The 15,338-nt window shown below is 59.7% G+C and carries 17 protein-coding genes; 10 read left to right on the forward strand and 7 right to left on the reverse strand.

The window, feature by feature from the left end; translation table 11 throughout:
* Positions 1–10: 10 nt before the first annotated feature.
* From lspA to ACP7E0_RS09895, 3 genes are read right to left on the reverse strand one after another with little or no spacing between them, the layout of a single operon-like run.
* Positions 11–499 (reverse strand): signal peptidase II, encoded by a 489-nt coding sequence (gene lspA / locus ACP7E0_RS09885; RefSeq protein WP_426124615.1) that lies wholly within the window; start codon positions 497–499, stop codon positions 11–13.
* Positions 499–1,353, reverse strand: coding sequence for a TrmH family RNA methyltransferase (locus tag ACP7E0_RS09890; protein ID WP_426124617.1), 855 nt, complete (start codon positions 1,351–1,353; stop codon positions 499–501). The genes lspA and ACP7E0_RS09890 overlap by 1 nt, the downstream gene beginning before the upstream one ends.
* Positions 1,350–2,327 carry a class I SAM-dependent methyltransferase gene (locus ACP7E0_RS09895; RefSeq protein WP_426124933.1) on the reverse strand — a complete coding sequence of 326 codons (978 nt, stop codon included), beginning with the start codon at positions 2,325–2,327 and terminating at the stop codon, positions 1,350–1,352. Before ACP7E0_RS09895 ends, ACP7E0_RS09890 begins: the two co-directional genes overlap by 4 nt.
* A gap of 287 nt (positions 2,328–2,614) precedes the next feature.
* On the opposite strand from ACP7E0_RS09895, the gene ACP7E0_RS09900 reads away from it, so the two are divergent.
* Positions 2,615–3,055 (forward strand): CoxG family protein, encoded by a 441-nt coding sequence (locus tag ACP7E0_RS09900; RefSeq protein WP_426124619.1) that lies wholly within the window; start codon positions 2,615–2,617, stop codon positions 3,053–3,055.
* A 39-nt stretch (positions 3,056–3,094) separates the two neighbouring features.
* Here ACP7E0_RS09900 and ACP7E0_RS09905 read toward each other — a convergent pair whose 3' ends face one another.
* The 3 genes from ACP7E0_RS09905 to sppA form a co-directional block, all read right to left on the reverse strand.
* On the reverse strand, positions 3,095–3,439 hold the full coding sequence (locus tag ACP7E0_RS09905) for a DUF1049 domain-containing protein (RefSeq protein ID WP_426124934.1): 345 nt from the start codon (positions 3,437–3,439) through the stop codon (positions 3,095–3,097).
* Positions 3,440–3,502: 63 nt separating this feature from the next.
* Positions 3,503–3,883: an integration host factor subunit beta gene (locus tag ACP7E0_RS09910; protein WP_426124620.1), complete on the reverse strand. Its 381-nt coding sequence runs from the start codon at positions 3,881–3,883 to the stop codon at positions 3,503–3,505.
* 57 nt (positions 3,884–3,940) lie between these two features.
* On the reverse strand, positions 3,941–4,900 hold the full coding sequence (sppA, locus tag ACP7E0_RS09915; protein ID WP_426124622.1) for a signal peptide peptidase SppA: 960 nt from the start codon (positions 4,898–4,900) through the stop codon (positions 3,941–3,943).
* A 224-nt stretch (positions 4,901–5,124) separates the two neighbouring features.
* Here sppA and lptC point away from each other — a divergent pair, with 224 nt between their 5' ends.
* The 6 genes from lptC to ptsN all read left to right on the forward strand — a co-directional run bounded on the left by lptC (position 5,125) and on the right by ptsN (position 10,666).
* Positions 5,125–5,793, forward strand: coding sequence for an LPS export ABC transporter periplasmic protein LptC (gene lptC / locus ACP7E0_RS09920; protein WP_426124624.1), 669 nt, complete (start codon positions 5,125–5,127; stop codon positions 5,791–5,793).
* Between the two features lie 15 nt (positions 5,794–5,808).
* Complete coding sequence (locus ACP7E0_RS09925; RefSeq protein WP_113313959.1) at positions 5,809–6,369, forward strand: LptA/OstA family protein; 561 nt, start codon at positions 5,809–5,811, stop codon at positions 6,367–6,369.
* Positions 6,370–6,382: 13 nt separating this feature from the next.
* Complete coding sequence (lptB, locus tag ACP7E0_RS09930) at positions 6,383–7,192, forward strand: LPS export ABC transporter ATP-binding protein (protein ID WP_426124627.1); 810 nt, start codon at positions 6,383–6,385, stop codon at positions 7,190–7,192.
* Positions 7,193–7,631: 439 nt separating this feature from the next.
* Positions 7,632–9,155 (forward strand): RNA polymerase factor sigma-54, encoded by a 1,524-nt coding sequence (gene rpoN / locus ACP7E0_RS09935; RefSeq protein ID WP_426124935.1) that lies wholly within the window; start codon positions 7,632–7,634, stop codon positions 9,153–9,155.
* A 294-nt stretch (positions 9,156–9,449) separates the two neighbouring features.
* On the forward strand, positions 9,450–10,025 hold the full coding sequence (hpf, locus tag ACP7E0_RS09940; RefSeq protein WP_426124629.1) for a ribosome hibernation-promoting factor, HPF/YfiA family: 576 nt from the start codon (positions 9,450–9,452) through the stop codon (positions 10,023–10,025).
* Between the two features lie 176 nt (positions 10,026–10,201).
* Positions 10,202–10,666, forward strand: a complete 465-nt coding sequence (ptsN, locus tag ACP7E0_RS09945) for a PTS IIA-like nitrogen regulatory protein PtsN (protein ID WP_060638096.1) — start codon at positions 10,202–10,204, stop codon at positions 10,664–10,666.
* A 10-nt stretch (positions 10,667–10,676) separates the two neighbouring features.
* On the opposite strand, the gene ACP7E0_RS09950 is transcribed toward ptsN, so the two are convergent.
* On the reverse strand, positions 10,677–11,501 hold the full coding sequence (locus ACP7E0_RS09950; protein WP_426124631.1) for a helix-turn-helix domain-containing protein: 825 nt from the start codon (positions 11,499–11,501) through the stop codon (positions 10,677–10,679).
* 101 nt (positions 11,502–11,602) lie between these two features.
* Between ACP7E0_RS09950 and ACP7E0_RS09955 the strand changes: the two genes are divergently transcribed.
* The 3 genes from ACP7E0_RS09955 (at position 11,603) to ACP7E0_RS09965 (ending at position 15,317) form a co-directional block, all read left to right on the forward strand.
* The gene (locus ACP7E0_RS09955; RefSeq protein WP_426124633.1) at positions 11,603–12,370 is read left to right on the forward strand and encodes an SDR family NAD(P)-dependent oxidoreductase; all 768 of its coding nucleotides are present in this window, start codon (positions 11,603–11,605) and stop codon (positions 12,368–12,370) included.
* A 22-nt stretch (positions 12,371–12,392) separates the two neighbouring features.
* Positions 12,393–13,628: a D-arabinono-1,4-lactone oxidase gene (locus ACP7E0_RS09960; protein ID WP_426124635.1), complete on the forward strand. Its 1,236-nt coding sequence runs from the start codon at positions 12,393–12,395 to the stop codon at positions 13,626–13,628.
* Between the two features lie 135 nt (positions 13,629–13,763).
* Positions 13,764–15,317: an acetolactate synthase large subunit gene (locus ACP7E0_RS09965; protein ID WP_426124637.1), complete on the forward strand. Its 1,554-nt coding sequence runs from the start codon at positions 13,764–13,766 to the stop codon at positions 15,315–15,317.
* Positions 15,318–15,338: the final 21 nt, after the last annotated feature.

The following is a 15,338-nucleotide window of genomic DNA, read 5'->3' on the forward strand; positions in this document are numbered from 1 at the left end:
CTCTAAGATTTTAGCGATCCTGCTTTTTCATATGCAGGAGTTCATCGAGAATGATCGCGCCGGCCCCGATCGTGATGAAACTATCGGCGAGGTTGAAGACGGCGAAGGACCATGTCGGCAGGTGAAACAGCACGTAGTCGATGACGTAGCCAAAGATCAGGCCATCGATCACATTGCCGATGGCGCCAGCAATGATTAGCGCGTAGCCGAGATGTGTCAGGAAACGATCCGCCGGCGTCTTGCGCCAGAGCCAGATGACGAATGCCACGACGACAATTCTCAGGCCGATGATGGCCCAGCGCTCGACGCCCGAAAAAAGCGAAAAGGCGACACCGTAATTGTAGACACGGTGCAGAGCCAGGAATGGCAGGACAGCGACGCTTTCGCCGTAGGGCAACCAAAGCTCGACGGCTGCCTTGATCGCCTGATCAAGCAGGACGGCGACGACAATCAGGATCGCCACCGGCACCGGGCGCGAAAAAAGGGCAGTCTTTTCCATCAGGTTCTATCGTCCAGCGTCAGCAGGTGGCGGCGGGCCTCGAACAGCATGATGCCGGTGGCGATGGCCAGGTTGAGTGAATCGGCCCGGCCCTGCTGCGGAATGCGGGCAAGCGCCGTCGCTTCCCTGGCAAGTTCTGCTGGCAACCCGGCCTGTTCATTGCCCATCAGCAGAACGACCGGCTTCTTGCGGTAGTCGATGGTGCGGTAATCGACGGCACCGGCCAGGTGGGTGGCGGCAAGCTGCACACCGGCGGCCTTCTGCCATTTGACGAACTCGGCAACAGTGGCGCGCATGAGCGGCATGGCGAACACCGAGCCCATGGTGGCACGCACCGTTTCCAGCGAAAACGGATCGGTGGTCTCGCCGATAAGGATGACGCCGGAGGCACCCGCCGCATCCGCAGTGCGGATGATGGTGCCGAGATTGCCGGGATCGCGGACGCGGTCGAGCGCCACATAGGTTTCGCCCAGCGCCGGCTTCACGTCGCGCAGATTGGCGTAGCGCTGCTCGAAGACACCGACGACCATCTGCGGATTGTCGCGGCGGGTGATCGCGGAGAGCACCTTCTCGCTGACTTCAAGCACGAGCCCGCCGGTGGCGACCGTCTTCAGCGCCACCTGCTCTACCTGTGACTTGCCCTTGGCCGCCTTTGCATAGACCAGCGTCTTGATGGTCCAGCCGAGGTCCAGCGCATCGATGACCAGCTTCAGGCCTTCGGCGATGAAGGAACGGGTTTCGTCGCGCTCCTTCTTGTTGGCGAGCGCCTTGATATCCTTGATGATCGGGTTGGCAAGGCTGGTGACTTCCTTCACCTGGCCAACGCGCCGGGGTCCCTGATTGTAGTCGTTCATTTCGGCACCCAACGGGAAAAGAGAGAGGTGGAGAGCGCGCGGCCCGGCTCGTTGCCGTCAAGACCGCCTTCGCGCAGGATCAGTTCGCCCGATTCCACCGCGCCGCCGCGCCCGCGCATCGTCTCGCGCATCAGTTCGTGGATGGAATAGAAACTCGCGCGGATCGAATAGGCGGTCAGCACAAGACCCTTGGCGTCCGTCGACAGGATTTCGCGGCAGATGTCGAGCATCAACGCGAGGTGATCGAAGAGCTGCCAGACCTCGCCATTGGGGCCACGGCCGAATTTCGGCGGATCGGTAAGGATGATGTCGTAGCGGCTGCCGCGGCGCTCCTCGCGCTGGATGAATTTCATCGCATCTTCGCAGATCCAGCGGATCGGCAGATGGTCGGCGCGTCCAAGAGCCTGGTTTTCGCGTGCCCAGCCGATCGCCTTCTTGGAGGCATCGACATGGGTGACCTCAGCGCCGGCCTTGGCCGCGATCAGCGAGGCGACACCGGTATAGCCGAACAGGTTCAGCACCTTCAGCGGACGGCCTGCCCTCTCGATCTGATCCTTCATCCAGCTCCAGTGCGCCAGCTGTTCCGGAAAGACGCCGACGTGGCGAAACGCGGTGAAGCGACCGTAGAATTCGGCATCGAGGATCTGCATCGGCCAGGTCTCGCCAAGCGCCTGCCTCGGGAAGCGCCAGCGCCCCATGCCGTCTTCATCGGTATCGCCGGTGAAAATCGAATCGGCGTTCTCCCAGACATGCGTAGGCAGCGTCTTTGGCCAAAGCGCCTGCGCTTCGGGGCGGACGATCCGGTAAGGGCCATATTGTTCAAGCTTGAGGCCGTCACCGCTGTCGATCAGGTGATAGTCCCGCGCACCCTTGGTTTCGAGAATGATCGGGATGCGCTCGTCCGGCTTGGCGCCGGTGCGGATACGCACCTCGGCGCGCGGCGCGGGCTCCGACGCTGCCGGCTTCGATGACATCTTTTCCGGTGCAGCTTTGGCCGCAGAGCGGCTGTCGCCGTTGCGCGGCGCCTGGGATTTGGGTTGCGGCGTCCGGCTAACCGGTGCCTGTACGGCACGGCCCTGCACGCCGCGCGACGACGTTGCCGGTGCGGCTTTGCCCTTTGGCCGTCTATCTTTATCTTTCACGCGGTTTCGTCCGTCAGCTGTCATGGTTCAAAGGCTGCAAATAGCACCGCTCTTTCTGTTGGCAAAGCTGTTTCCTATCTGAGATACAATCGTGCCGCAGCCGTAAGGAGAGAACGCTAGTGGAAATGAAGGGCGAAGAACGTATCGCTGCACCCCGCGACCTCGTCTGGGCGGCACTCAACGATCCTGATGTCCTTAAAGGTTGCATCCCCGGCTGCACGGCGATCGAACGCCTATCGGCCACAGACTTCACCGCAACGCTCAAAGTCAGGATCGGACCGATCCCGATGACCTTTTCCGGCAATATCACGCTGTCGAATGTCGATGCGCCGCACAGTTATACGCTGAGCGGCGAAAGTGCCGGCGGTATCGCCGGGCTTGCAAGAGGCCGCGCCGATGTAACGCTCACGGCTGACGGCGAAGAGACCATCCTTGCCTATGACGCCAGTGCGGAAATCGGCGGCAAGCTCGCGCACCTGGGATCGCGCCTTGTCGGCTCAAGCGCCAGCAAGCATGCGGCGAAGTTTTTCTCGGATTTCAGCAAGGCGGCGCTGGCCTAAGCGACACGATAGGCCTGGGCAGCGATTTTATGGCAGCACTTATTTAGAAGAGGCCGGAAGCAGCGTCTGCGAGGCGATGGTTTCGGCGCGGGTGCGGTGCTTTTCGGCTTCCGCATGCCATTTCACCGCTTCATGCGCCTCGTTGCGGGCCCGCTTGCGGTATTTGCCCTGCGTAAACCAGGTGGTCAGCGAACCGACGACCATGCCGAAGATCACCGCGAGAAACAGGAAGACGAAGAACGGTGCCGAGGCCGACAGGACGCTGTCGGCGGGATTGAACGGATTGAGAGCCAGCGTCACCGTTTGCCGGTTGGCGACCGACAGCACGATCAGGATGATGGCGACCGGAACCAGCACCACGATATTCAACAGCTTCTTCATCATCATTCCGTGTCTCCGTCATGCCGCCTGCCCGACGCATTCAAGCACCGGGCAGATCACCACGTCTCATTCATCATCTTCGTCATCGGCGCCAGGATTAAGGCGCTCGCGCAATTCCTTGCCGGTTTTGAAGAAGGGAACCCATTTTTCCTCGACGAACACGCTGTCGCCGGTGCGCGGGTTGCGGCCGGATCGCGAAGGCCGGTTTTTCACCGAAAACGCGCCAAAACCGCGTAATTCGACCCGGTTTCCGCCCGCCAGGGCATCTGTGATCTCATCGAGAACCGCATTGACGATATTTTCGACGTCACGGTGATAGAGATGCGGATTGCGCGCCGCAACAATCTGCACCAGTTCTGACTTGATCACTGTCGCCCCCTGTTGTGAATTTCCGTGTGATCTTAAAGCGTTAAGCCCATCTGACGTCCTTGTCCACCTCTTGTGCAAGCTTGCACGCCATTTTCAAGCTATCAAAATCGGCATGCAAAAGGCCGTCGCGTCTTTTCAGTCGCCGCCAACCTGCCAAACGGAAACCAGACCGTCAAGAAACAACTTGTCCCGGCCCAAATTTTCGAGCGCTCCAAAACCCGGAAAAGCGTCATATCCCAAGGATTTGACCAGAGCGGCGGCGGCCGATCCGAGCCCGAACGGCAAGGACGAACTTGGTGCTTTCCATTCGATAACGTCCAGTTCCTTGCCAACCTTGCGGCTATCGAGGAAGGCGCGGATTTCGTCATCGCCACCCAGTTCATCGATCAGGTTGAGCTTGAGCGCCTGGCGGCCGGTAAAGATGCGTCCATCGGCAAGCTTGAGGGCCTCGTCGCGCGGCATTTTCCGCCGGTCGGCAACCAGATCGACAAACCAGCCAAAGCTGTCATCGATCATCGCCTGGATCACTGCCTTGGCGTCTTCGCTCGGCGGATGGAACGGCGACGGTTCGGCCTTCAGCGGTGCGGATTTGATTTCCTCAAGCGACACGCCGATCTTGTCCATCAGGGTCTTGAACTGCGGATACTGGAAGATCACGCCGATGGAACCGGTGATCGAGCTATCCCCGGCCACGATGCGGTCGCCGGCAAGCGCGATCATATAGCCGGCAGAGGCAGCCAGGGTCCGCACGTCGGAAGCAACCGGCTTCTTCGCCGCGACCTTGCGGATGGCCTTGAACAGCACTTCGCCGCCATAGGTGGTGCCGCCCGGCGAGGAAATGGTGACGACCAGCGCCTTTACCGCGTCGGTCTCGGCAATGGTGTTCAGCCGCTCCAGCAGTTCGCGGTCATCCTGGATGATGCCGGAAATATTGACACGGGCGATATGCGGCTGGCCGAGGCCACCCATCCCGCCCGCACCGGAATAGAAATAGGCGGCAATGCCCGCGCAGAGCACGAGAGCGATGGACACAAGCCGCCAGAAACCGAGCTTTCGCCGAAGGTGGCGCCGGTCGGCGATGGCAAGCTGATCCATGATCTTTCCTCCTGTTCAGGGGCATAGGGACACATCGCCCCTTCAACGAAACGCATAATTCAATAGCGTCAGCGCGGCCGCGTTGTAACCCGTTCTGAACAAAATTCGCGCCTCCATTGTCGCGGAACAAAAAAATCTCCATATTCGCGCTCACTCACATCATCTGGAACGCACGGCGCACGCGCCTTTGCGCGGCGATGTATTTTGAATAACGGATTTATTTCATGCTGAATGAAGTGCAGTTTTCCGGCGCCCTGCCGCATTCGGGGCCGACCCTCGCCGACGCCTATTCGGTCGCGGCGCGCCATTCACGCCGGGTCAAGCGGCTGAAGATCATCCTGCCTCTCGTCGCCGTTTTGATCGGCGGCGTTTTCGTGGCCGTTTCCGTAGTGCGCGCTTTCCTGCCGGAAAACCTGACGATCGAGAACGCGACGATCGAGAACGGCAAGATCGTCATGCAGAACCCGGCGATTTCCGGGCGCAACAAGCAGGACATCAGCTATTCGATGAAGGCGAAGCGGGCGCTGCAGGATATTGCCAATCCGGACATCATCACCCTTGAGACGATCCATGCGGAAATGCCCGTCAACGACACCCTGGTCGCCACCGTCGAGGCGATCAGCGGCATTTACGATCGCGGGCGCAACACGCTGGATATGAACGCCCCCTTCAGCATTACCATGAATAATGGGCTCATCGCCGATTTCGAAGCGGCCTATCTTGATATCAATGCGGGCGAGATGGAAACGAAGAAGCCGATTGCAATCAGCATGAAGGGCGGTTCCATTGTTGCACAGTCGCTGAGAATGACGGATAAGGGACGCATTGTTACATTTGAAGGCATGGTGAAGGTCGTCGTTGACCCCAAAACCATCCGTAAAACCGCCAACTAGAAAACCGGGGCACATATGTCGGCCACTTCAGCCTTTTCCTTTCGGCTTGCCGGAACAGTTATTCTCTTGAGCCTTTTTGCCAGCGCTTCCCTGTCTCCTGCCGCCGCCCAGGCGACGACGAGCAAGATGAAGGGCATGCAGCTTTCCAACGATGAACCGATCCAGATCGAAAGCGACAAGCTGGAAATCAAGGACGCGGAAAGCAAGGCCATGTTCACCGGCAATGTGAAGGTCGTTCAGGGAACGACGACGCTGCAGGCCGGCAAAATGGTGGTTTTCTATAAAAAGGGCGGCGGCTCGATTTCCGGCGGCAATGCCGAGATCGATCGTATCGAAGTCGATCAGAAGGTATTCCTGCAATCGGGAACCCAGCAGGCGACCGCAGACACCGGTGAATTCAACATGACGGCGCAGACGCTGGTGCTGAAGGGCAAACAGGTCGTTCTGTCGGAAGGCAAGAACGTCTTTAGCGGCTGCCAGTTGAACGTCCAGATGGATACTGGCGAGGCACAGCTCGAGGCCTGCGGCGGCCGCGTCCAGATTCAGCTCGACCCGAAGTCCCAGAAAACGAATTGATGCAGACGCCCACGTGAACATTCCCTTTCTTCACAAACGCAAACGGGGCGCCAAACCTGAAGCCGCCGCGCCTGCCCGCGCCGTCGACAAGGCGCGCTATGAGGGCACGCTGATCGCGCGCGGCTTGACGAAGGCCTATCGTGGGCGCCGGGTCGTGGACGGTGTGTCGCTTGTGGTCCGCCGCGGCGAAGCCGTCGGCCTGCTTGGGCCCAACGGCGCAGGCAAGACGACCTGTTTTTACATGATCACCGGCCTTGTACCGGTTGATGAGGGCTCGATCGAGATCAACGGCAATGATGTCACGTCAATGCCGATGTATCGCCGCGCCCGCCTTGGCGTCGGCTATCTGCCGCAGGAAGCCTCGATCTTTCGCGGCTTGACCGTTGAAGACAACATTCGCGCAGTCCTTGAGGTCCACGACAAGAACCGGGAGCGGCGCGAAAGCAAGCTCAATGAACTCCTCAACGAGTTCAACATTTCCCACTTACGCAAATCGCCGGCTGTGGCACTTTCCGGCGGCGAGCGGCGGCGCCTGGAAATTGCCCGCGCGCTGGCAACCGACCCCACCTTCATGCTGCTCGACGAACCCTTTGCCGGCGTCGATCCGATTTCGGTTGCCGATATCCAGGCGCTGGTGCGGCACCTGACCTCGCGCGGCATCGGCGTCCTGATCACCGACCACAATGTTCGTGAAACACTCGGCCTGATCGACCGTGCCTATATCATCCATGCCGGCGAAGTGCTCACACATGGGCGGGCCAACGATATCGTCACCAACCCGGACGTCCGCCGCCTCTATCTCGGCGACAATTTCAGCCTTTAACACCCCTACCCGGCCACATGGTAAACGATACCGGCGGCGGCAGGCAAAAATCTGCCGCTTCCGGGACAGGTTTCTCTTGACGACCAATCGGAATTGCGCAAATTTTGCCTGGCCGAAAATGCTGCGATGCGGCATTTTTTCCGAGCGGCAGATGACCTTTTGCAGTCCGCGGCGGAGAGCCTTCGATCAAGGCAGGATTTGCGCATTTCGCTCATATGAGACGATCATTGCACATAAAATGCGCTGCGCTTTCGATATTCACCTTATTTCCCGTTGTCGCTTGACCAAACCTCATTAATAAGCAATTTTTGGGCCAGTTGACGAACTGGCATTTTCACCCCCTCAAAAGATGAGAGCCGGCTCCGATCATCAAGGGGAGTTTTGCGTCAGAATGGCACTTTCAGCCAGCCTCTTCCTGCGTCAAAGCCAGACTCTGGCCATGACGCCGCAACTGATGCAGTCGATACAGCTGCTGCAGATGACGCATTTCGAACTGAACCAGTTCATCGAGCTCGAAGTCGAGAAAAACCCCCTGCTGGAATTCGCGGCCAATGACGACTCGCCCACCGGTCCGGACCGGCACGGCAAGGACGACCTGCATATCACCCAGGACGAACGCAGCGACCGGGACAACGCAGAGGCCGCGACATTCGATCCCCTGGGCGACGTTTACGACAGCGCGACGTCTGCGACCGGCGAACGGATGAGCGAACAGCTCGACGCCAATTTCGAAAATGTCTTTCCCGACGACACAGCACCGCAGCGCGCCGATGCGCCGGAATTGCTGAGCCAGTGGAAATCCATGCCCGGCGGCGGCGAGGAGAGCAGCGACGGTTACGACCTCGATGATTTCGTCGCCAACCGCGTGACGCTGCGCGATTTTCTCAACGAGCAGGTTCCCTTTAGCGTGCATGGCGCCGCTGACTTGCTGATCGCCCAGCACCTGATCGATCAGCTTGACGAAGCCGGCTATCTGCACGCCGACATTGTGGAGATGGCCGAACGCCTTGGCTGTGCAACTGTGGATGTGGCGCGGGTGCTTGACAGCCTGCAGCAGCTCGACCCGCCGGGGGTTTTTGCCCGCACACTCAGCGAGTGCCTGGCCATCCAGCTGCGCGCGCGCGACCGGCTCGACCCGGCCATGGCGGCACTGCTCGACAATCTGGAACTGCTCGCCCGGCGCGACTTTGCCAGCCTGAAGCGGATCTGCGGCGTCGATGAGGAAGACCTCCTCGACATGCTTGCGGAAATCCGCAAGCTCGACCCCAAACCCGGCACCGGTTTCGAGGCAAGCCCTTCGGAGGCGATAATGCCGGATATCGTCGTGCGTCCGGCGCAGGACGGCAGCTGGGCGGTGGAACTCAATCCCGACGCACTCCCGCGCGTTCTCGTCAACCAGACCTATTACGCGACGGTCTCGCGTCATGCGCCGAAGAACAGCGCTGACCATGCCTTCCTGACCGACTGCCTGCAGACCGCCAACTGGCTGACCCGCAGCCTCGACCAGCGCGCCAAGACGATCATGAAGGTGGCGACCGAGATCGTGCGTCAGCAGGATGCCTTCCTGATCAACGGCGTCGATCATCTGCGGCCGCTGAACCTGAAAACTGTCGCCGATGCCATCAAGATGCATGAATCGACCGTCAGCCGCGTGACCTCGAACAAATATATGCTGACGCCGCGCGGACTGTTCGAACTGAAATACTTCTTCACCGTCTCGATCGGCTCGGCAGAAGGCGGCGACAGCCACTCGGCGGAATCCGTGCGTCATCGCATCCGCAACATGATCGTGCTGGAAAGCCCGGAGGCTGTCCTTTCGGATGACGATATCGTCGATCTCCTGAAAAAGGGAGGCGTCGATATCGCCCGCAGGACTGTGGCGAAATACCGCGAAGCGATGAATATCGCCTCCTCCGTTCAGCGCCGAAGAGAGAAAAAGGCGATGGCCAAGGTCTCGGCCTGATCGTTTGGAGCGCTTGACCACAACCCCATCAATCGCCCATATTTATCCCCGATATCCCGGCTATCAGCGGGCTTTTGCCCCCAGATTCCGGTTTTCTTAACTGTTTCGTTGACTCCAGCAACAACCGGTAGTATGAGGCGGCCGCAATGAGTACGGGCATAGAGCCTGCTTAAGCATATCCCTCCAAATCCAGGCCGTTCTGACGCAAATTTGTTTTGCGTGCGTGAAGTGCTTGGATGACGGATGCGGTTGGAATAGACTGGTTACGCAAATCACGAAAAGAGAGGAAACTCCATGAGTGTGCGTGTATCCGGTAAACATATGGAAATCGGCGAAACGTTTCGTCTGCGGATCGAAGATCAGATAGAACAAGCCGTAACCAAATATTTTGACGGAGGATATTCAAGCCAAGTCACTGTGGAAAAGTCTGGATCCCGCTTCAGCGCCGATTGCAAGATACACCTCGATTCTGGTGCTGCCTTGCAGGCGAGCGGCGAAGCGAACGACCCGCAAGCTGCGTTTGACGCAGCGTCGGAACGGATTGCCAAGCGCATCCGCCGTTACAAGCGGAAGCTCAAGGACCACCACAATGGCAATGGCCATGCTGGATTTGCTGAAGTAGCCTACACCGTTATGGATTCAGTGCCCGATGAAGACGATGATCTTCCGGATAATTATGCACCGACGATCGTAGCGGAGAGTTCGAAACAACTGAAGACGATGTCTGTCGCAAACGCCGTTATGGCGCTCGACATGACAGATGATCCCGTTCTGATGTTCCGTAGTCCTGGCAATGAACAGTTGAATATCGTCTATCGACGCAACGATGGAAACATTGGCTGGATCGACGCAGCCAATATAAAGAGCTAAGTGGATGATGTCCCGGGCCGGTCAGCCGGCTCGGGACAGTCTGCTTTTTTCTGGTGGTTTACGCATGGAAGACCGTTGACGGTCCGCCGGTAAAGCGCCGAGAGAAAGATGGATGGAGCCGCCGTCCGGCATTTTGCCGGGCGATGCGGTTTCTACCTGCGAACGAGGACAAAAGAATGGCATTGGCAGGCTTGCTGCAGCAGAATGCGATACTTCCGGCCATGAAGGCCAATTCGAAGAAGCAGTTGCTTCAGGAATTGGCGGCAAAAGCATCCAAGATCACTGATCTACCCGAACGTGAAATTTTCGACGTTATCCTTCAGCGCGAACGACTGGGCTCGACCGGTGTCGGCAATGGCATTGCCATCCCGCATGGCAAGCTTGCCCATCTGTCGTCGATTGTCGGCATTTTTGCGCGTCTGGAATCGCCGGTCGATTTCGAAGCGCTGGACGACCAGCCGGTCGATCTGGTCTTCCTGTTGCTCGCGCCGGAAGGCGCCGGCGCCGATCATTTGAAGGCATTGTCGCGGATTGCACGCGTGTTGCGTGATCCGGAAATGGTCGCCCGGCTGCGCGCGACGGATTCCGCATCCGCCATCTACGCCTTCCTCAGCGACGACCAGGCCTCCAACGCGGCCTGATCCGATCGCCTCAATACAGTTTGTGCTGATTGAGGTGATCGATGAAAATGCGAAACAGCTCCGCCTGGCTGGAAATGGCCAGGCGCTTGTAGATATTCTTGCGGTGGATGCGCACCGTACCTTCCGAAATGCCGATGCTCTCCCCGATCGAGCCATTGCTGTGACCACGCAGGATAAGCCGCACGATGTTGCGCTGCTGCAGCGTCAGCCGCTCGGAGCAGAGCCTGCCGAACGCTTCCTCCATCAGATCGTCCCGTCCAGCCTGCGCTGGCACCGGCCTTTCCGCCGCATGCCGCCAGCTCGCACGGATCGCCGCCTGCACGATCGGCTCATAGGCGCGTAGGCTTTCCAGCTCGACATCACTGAAACCTAGATGGCCTTTCACCCGCATCAGCGAGTAGGTGGCGGTGACGCCGCCATCCAGCGGCACCAGAAATCCGACTTCCTCGACCAGCGATCCCGATTGCGTCGAAACACACGGGTGAACCTCGCGTGACGTACTGAACTGCGTGTCGAAGAAATCATCCGGGGCCAGATCACGCATCCGCCAGAGACCGGCCGGATGGCGGTTGTTGCAGGCGACATAGAAGGGATCGAGCAGATAGGCGCCGCCGAGATAGGCAGCCCAGGCCTGCGGCGCGACATGCCGGGTATAGCCGTCATGCAGCAGTAGTGGCCGAGCATCATAGGGAAAGACGAAGACGCCGGACAGGTCGAACGCTGCGACGTCGCGCAGCATCGCATCGAGCGCCTCACCGAACCCCGGCGTCGAGAGACTATCTATCAGCGCGGCGATCTGGCGGGATTCGTCTGGCAGCAAAAGCGGCACCTTCATTCTTCGGACATTCTTCGGGCGATCTATCCCTTATGGGATATCGACAGCCCCCATTGCGTCGACAATAATCCTTGGAAAGCAAAAGCACGAGGAGAACGGCGATGGCAGGCAGACTTTCCGGAAAGACCGCGTTGATCAGTGGAGGCGCTGGCGGATGCGGCCTTGCCGCCTCCCAGCTGTTTGCCCGCGAAGGCGCCCGCGTCGGCATCGTCGATCTGCCGCGCAGCAAGGGCGAAGAGGTTGCAGCCCAGATCCGCGCCGAGGGCGGACAGGCTTTCTTTGCGCCGGCGGACGTGTCGGTTTCTTCCGAGGTCAAAGCGGCCGTCAAGGCCGTGGAAGATACGTTCGGGGCGATCACCGTTCTCTTCAATCATGCCGGCATCCTGGCCGTCGGGCCGTTTCTGGAAACGGAAGAAGACGAGTGGGACCGGCTGATGGCCGTCAACGTGCGCTCGATGTTCCTGATGACCAAGGCCGTGCTGCCCGGCATGCTGGCCGCCGGTGGCGGCAGTATCGTTTCAACCTCGTCGATCTCAGCCGTCGCGGCAACGCCGATGGAAGTGCTCTACGACACGACCAAGGGTGCCTGCCATATGTTTGCCCGGGCGATTGCGGTGGAGTTCCGCGACCGTGGTATCCGCTCCAACGCCGTCTGCCCGGGCTTCATCGCCACCGACCACGGCAAGCGCGAGCTGGTCGGCCTTGCCAAGTACGGCGTCGATGTGTCCGACGCGGCGATCGCCGCCCAGCAGGGGCGGATGTGCGATCCGATGGAGGTGGCGCAGGCTGCCCTGTTCCTCGCCAGCGATGAATCCAGCTTCGTCAACGGCACACATCTGTTCGTCGATAATTGCTTCACCGCGATGTGAAGAACAAAGGGGAGAACGAACCATGATGGAATCAGGCGGACACTGGCGCAACTGGGTGGGAAATCAATCGTGCATCGTCAGGCACCGGGGGGCACCGGACAGCGAGGCGGCTCTGGCGGATATGGTGCGCGAGGCAACCTCGAACGGGCTGAACGTGCGCTGCGCCGGCTCAGGGCATTCGTTCACGCCGGTGGCGCTGACCAGCGGACTGCACCTGACGCTGTCCGGCCTGCAGGGCATCAGCCATATCGACACGGCGCGCAAACGCGTCTCCGTCCATGCCGGCACGACGATCAACACGCTCGGCAAGGCCTTGAAGCGCAGCGGGCTTTCGATGATCAACCAGGGCGATATCGACAGCCAGGCGCTGGCAGGCGCGTTGACAACCGGCACGCACGGCACCGGCCTTACACTTGGCAACATGGCTTCGCAGATCGTCGGCATGCGGCTGGTGCAGCCGGACGGCAGCATTCTCGCCATCGATGATAGCGAGCCGGACATGCTGAACGCCGCCCGCGTTTCCATCGGCATGCTCGGCGTCATCTCCGAAATCACCCTGCAGGTGATGGACAGCTACAATTTGGAGGAGAAGCTGTGGCGCTGCACCTTCGACGAATGCATGGAGAGCCACGACGATCTGGCTGCCAACCACCGCCATTTCGGCTTCTTCTGGTGCCCCGTGCCGGAGAGCCGCCACTGCTACTGCCTGCCGGATACATCCTCGGTCTCGACCACCACAAGCCTGTCTGACGTCTGCGAGATGAAGACCATCGACATCACCGATGCGCCGCCGATGGAGAGCGCGTTCGAGAAGATCGCCTATTCCTCGGAAATCTACCCGATCGAATATGTGCCGAATTTCCACGAGCTGGAATATGCGGTGCCGGTCAAATACGGCAAGCAGGCCTGCACCGAGGTGCGCAAGCTGATGCTGGAGAAACACCCGACCTGCATCTACCCGATCGAATACCGCTTCACCGCCGGCGATGGCGGCTGGATCAGCCCGTTCTCCGAGCAGGATTCGATCACGCTGTCAGTCTCGGGCCAACCGGGCACGGACTACTGGAACTACCTGAAGGATGTCGACGATATCCTGCGCCAGTTCGGCTCACGCCCGCATTGGGGCAAGCTGCATTTTCTGGGTGCCGAGGATGTGACGGCACTCTATCCACGCGCGGGAGAGTTCCGGGCTCTGAGGAACAAGCTCGATCCGGAGGGGCGGTTTTTGAACGATCATCTGAAGCAGCTATTTGGGTGATCTCGTGCACTTTGGCAGCGGGGACAGATGACGTACTGCGCCGCAAATTGTTGGGAGATGGTGTGCGTGGTAGAAACAGCGGGCGCTCATCATTCTTGAGCGTTCACGCGGCAATGGGCGGATGGGAGGCTGACCATGAACGGTGCTGATATTCTGTGCGATGTGCTTTTGGCCAATGACGTCAATATCTGCTTCGCCAATCCCGGCACGTCGGAGATGCATTTTGTCGCGGCTCTCGATCGCCGGCCTGAAATGCGCTGCGTACTGGGGCTTTTCGAGGGCGTGGTGACCGGCGCTGCCGACGGCTATGCACGGATGACCAACCGGCCGGCAGCAACGCTGCTTCACACCGGGCCGGGATTGGCAAACGGGCTCGCCAACCTTCACAACGCCCGGCGTGCGCGCGTTCCGATGATCAACGTCGTCGGCGATCATGCCTCCTACCATCTTCCTCTCGACGCGCCTCTGACATCGGACATCGAGAGCCTGGCTGCACCGATGTCCAACTGGGTAAGGCGGATCGAAGGGCCAGACGACGTTGCAACGGCAACGAAAGCCGCCATTCACGCTTCGCTGTCGCCTCCAGGCATCGCAACCCTGATCCTGCCTGCGGATGCGGCGTGGAGCGAAGCAAGGCCGCCCGCATCGGCAGTGATCGACCGTCCCCAGCCTTCCGCCGCCAAGGGCGAGGCAATACGCGGCGCAGCGGAAGCGATCCGCAAAGCCCGCGGCCGGAGTGCTATCTTTGTCAAAGGAACGGCGGCATACGCAGATTCGCTGGAGATCGCGGGGCAAATCTCGGCCGCGCTCGATGTACGTCTGTTCAGCGAAGTGCAGGTGGCGCATATGCAGCGCGGTATCGGCCGCGTGGCGCCAACCCGCATCCCCTACCCGATCGACGCGGCATTGGAGATGCTGGCCGACATTGACGTTCTCGTCCTCGTCGGCGCACCGGAGCCGGTTGCTTTCTTTGCATATCCCGGCAAGCCCGGGCGGCTGGTTCACAAAGGCTGCCAAGTACTGACGTTGGCAGCCCATGGAGAGGACCTGAAAACAGCGCTGGAGGCGCTTCGGGATGAATTGGGGATAAAAAATTCGCAGGCAGTGCCGCAGGCAAGGACCGCCGCAAATGAAGGGCGGCCCAGCGGAGCACTCACAGAAGACGCAGTCGCAGTGATCGTGGCGCAAAAACTTCCGGACAACGCCATTGTTTGTGATGAAGGTATTACCTCAGCCCGAAGATTCTTTTCACTTTCCGAACAGTCGGCTCCACACGATTTTATGATGAACACAGGCGGCGCTATCGGTATCGGTATACCTTTGTCCATCGGTGCTGCGATCGCCTGCCCCGACCGAAAGGTTTTGAACCTGCAAGCCGATGGAAGCGGGATGTATACCATTCAGGGACTATGGACCCAGGCGCGGGAAAATCTCGACATCATCACGATCATCTTCGCCAACCGCACCTACGCGGTACTGCATGGAGAAATGCGCAACGTCGGAGTTCAGACGATCGGGGAAAACGCCCGGAAAATGCTGGATCTCGACAATCCGTCGCTGGACTGGGTGTCGATGGCAAAGGGCATGGGGGTCGAAGCGGCGCGTGCCCGCACCTGCGAGGAGTTCATGGGTCTTCTCGGCCACGCCTTGTCGCGTCACGGCCCTTTTTTGATAGAAGCCGTTATCTGACAGCCAATCGCCCACCAGTCC

It is taken from the genome of Pararhizobium sp. PWRC1-1 (assembly GCF_049897905.1).
In the GTDB taxonomy this organism is placed as follows: Bacteria; Pseudomonadota; Alphaproteobacteria; order Rhizobiales; family Rhizobiaceae; genus Pararhizobium.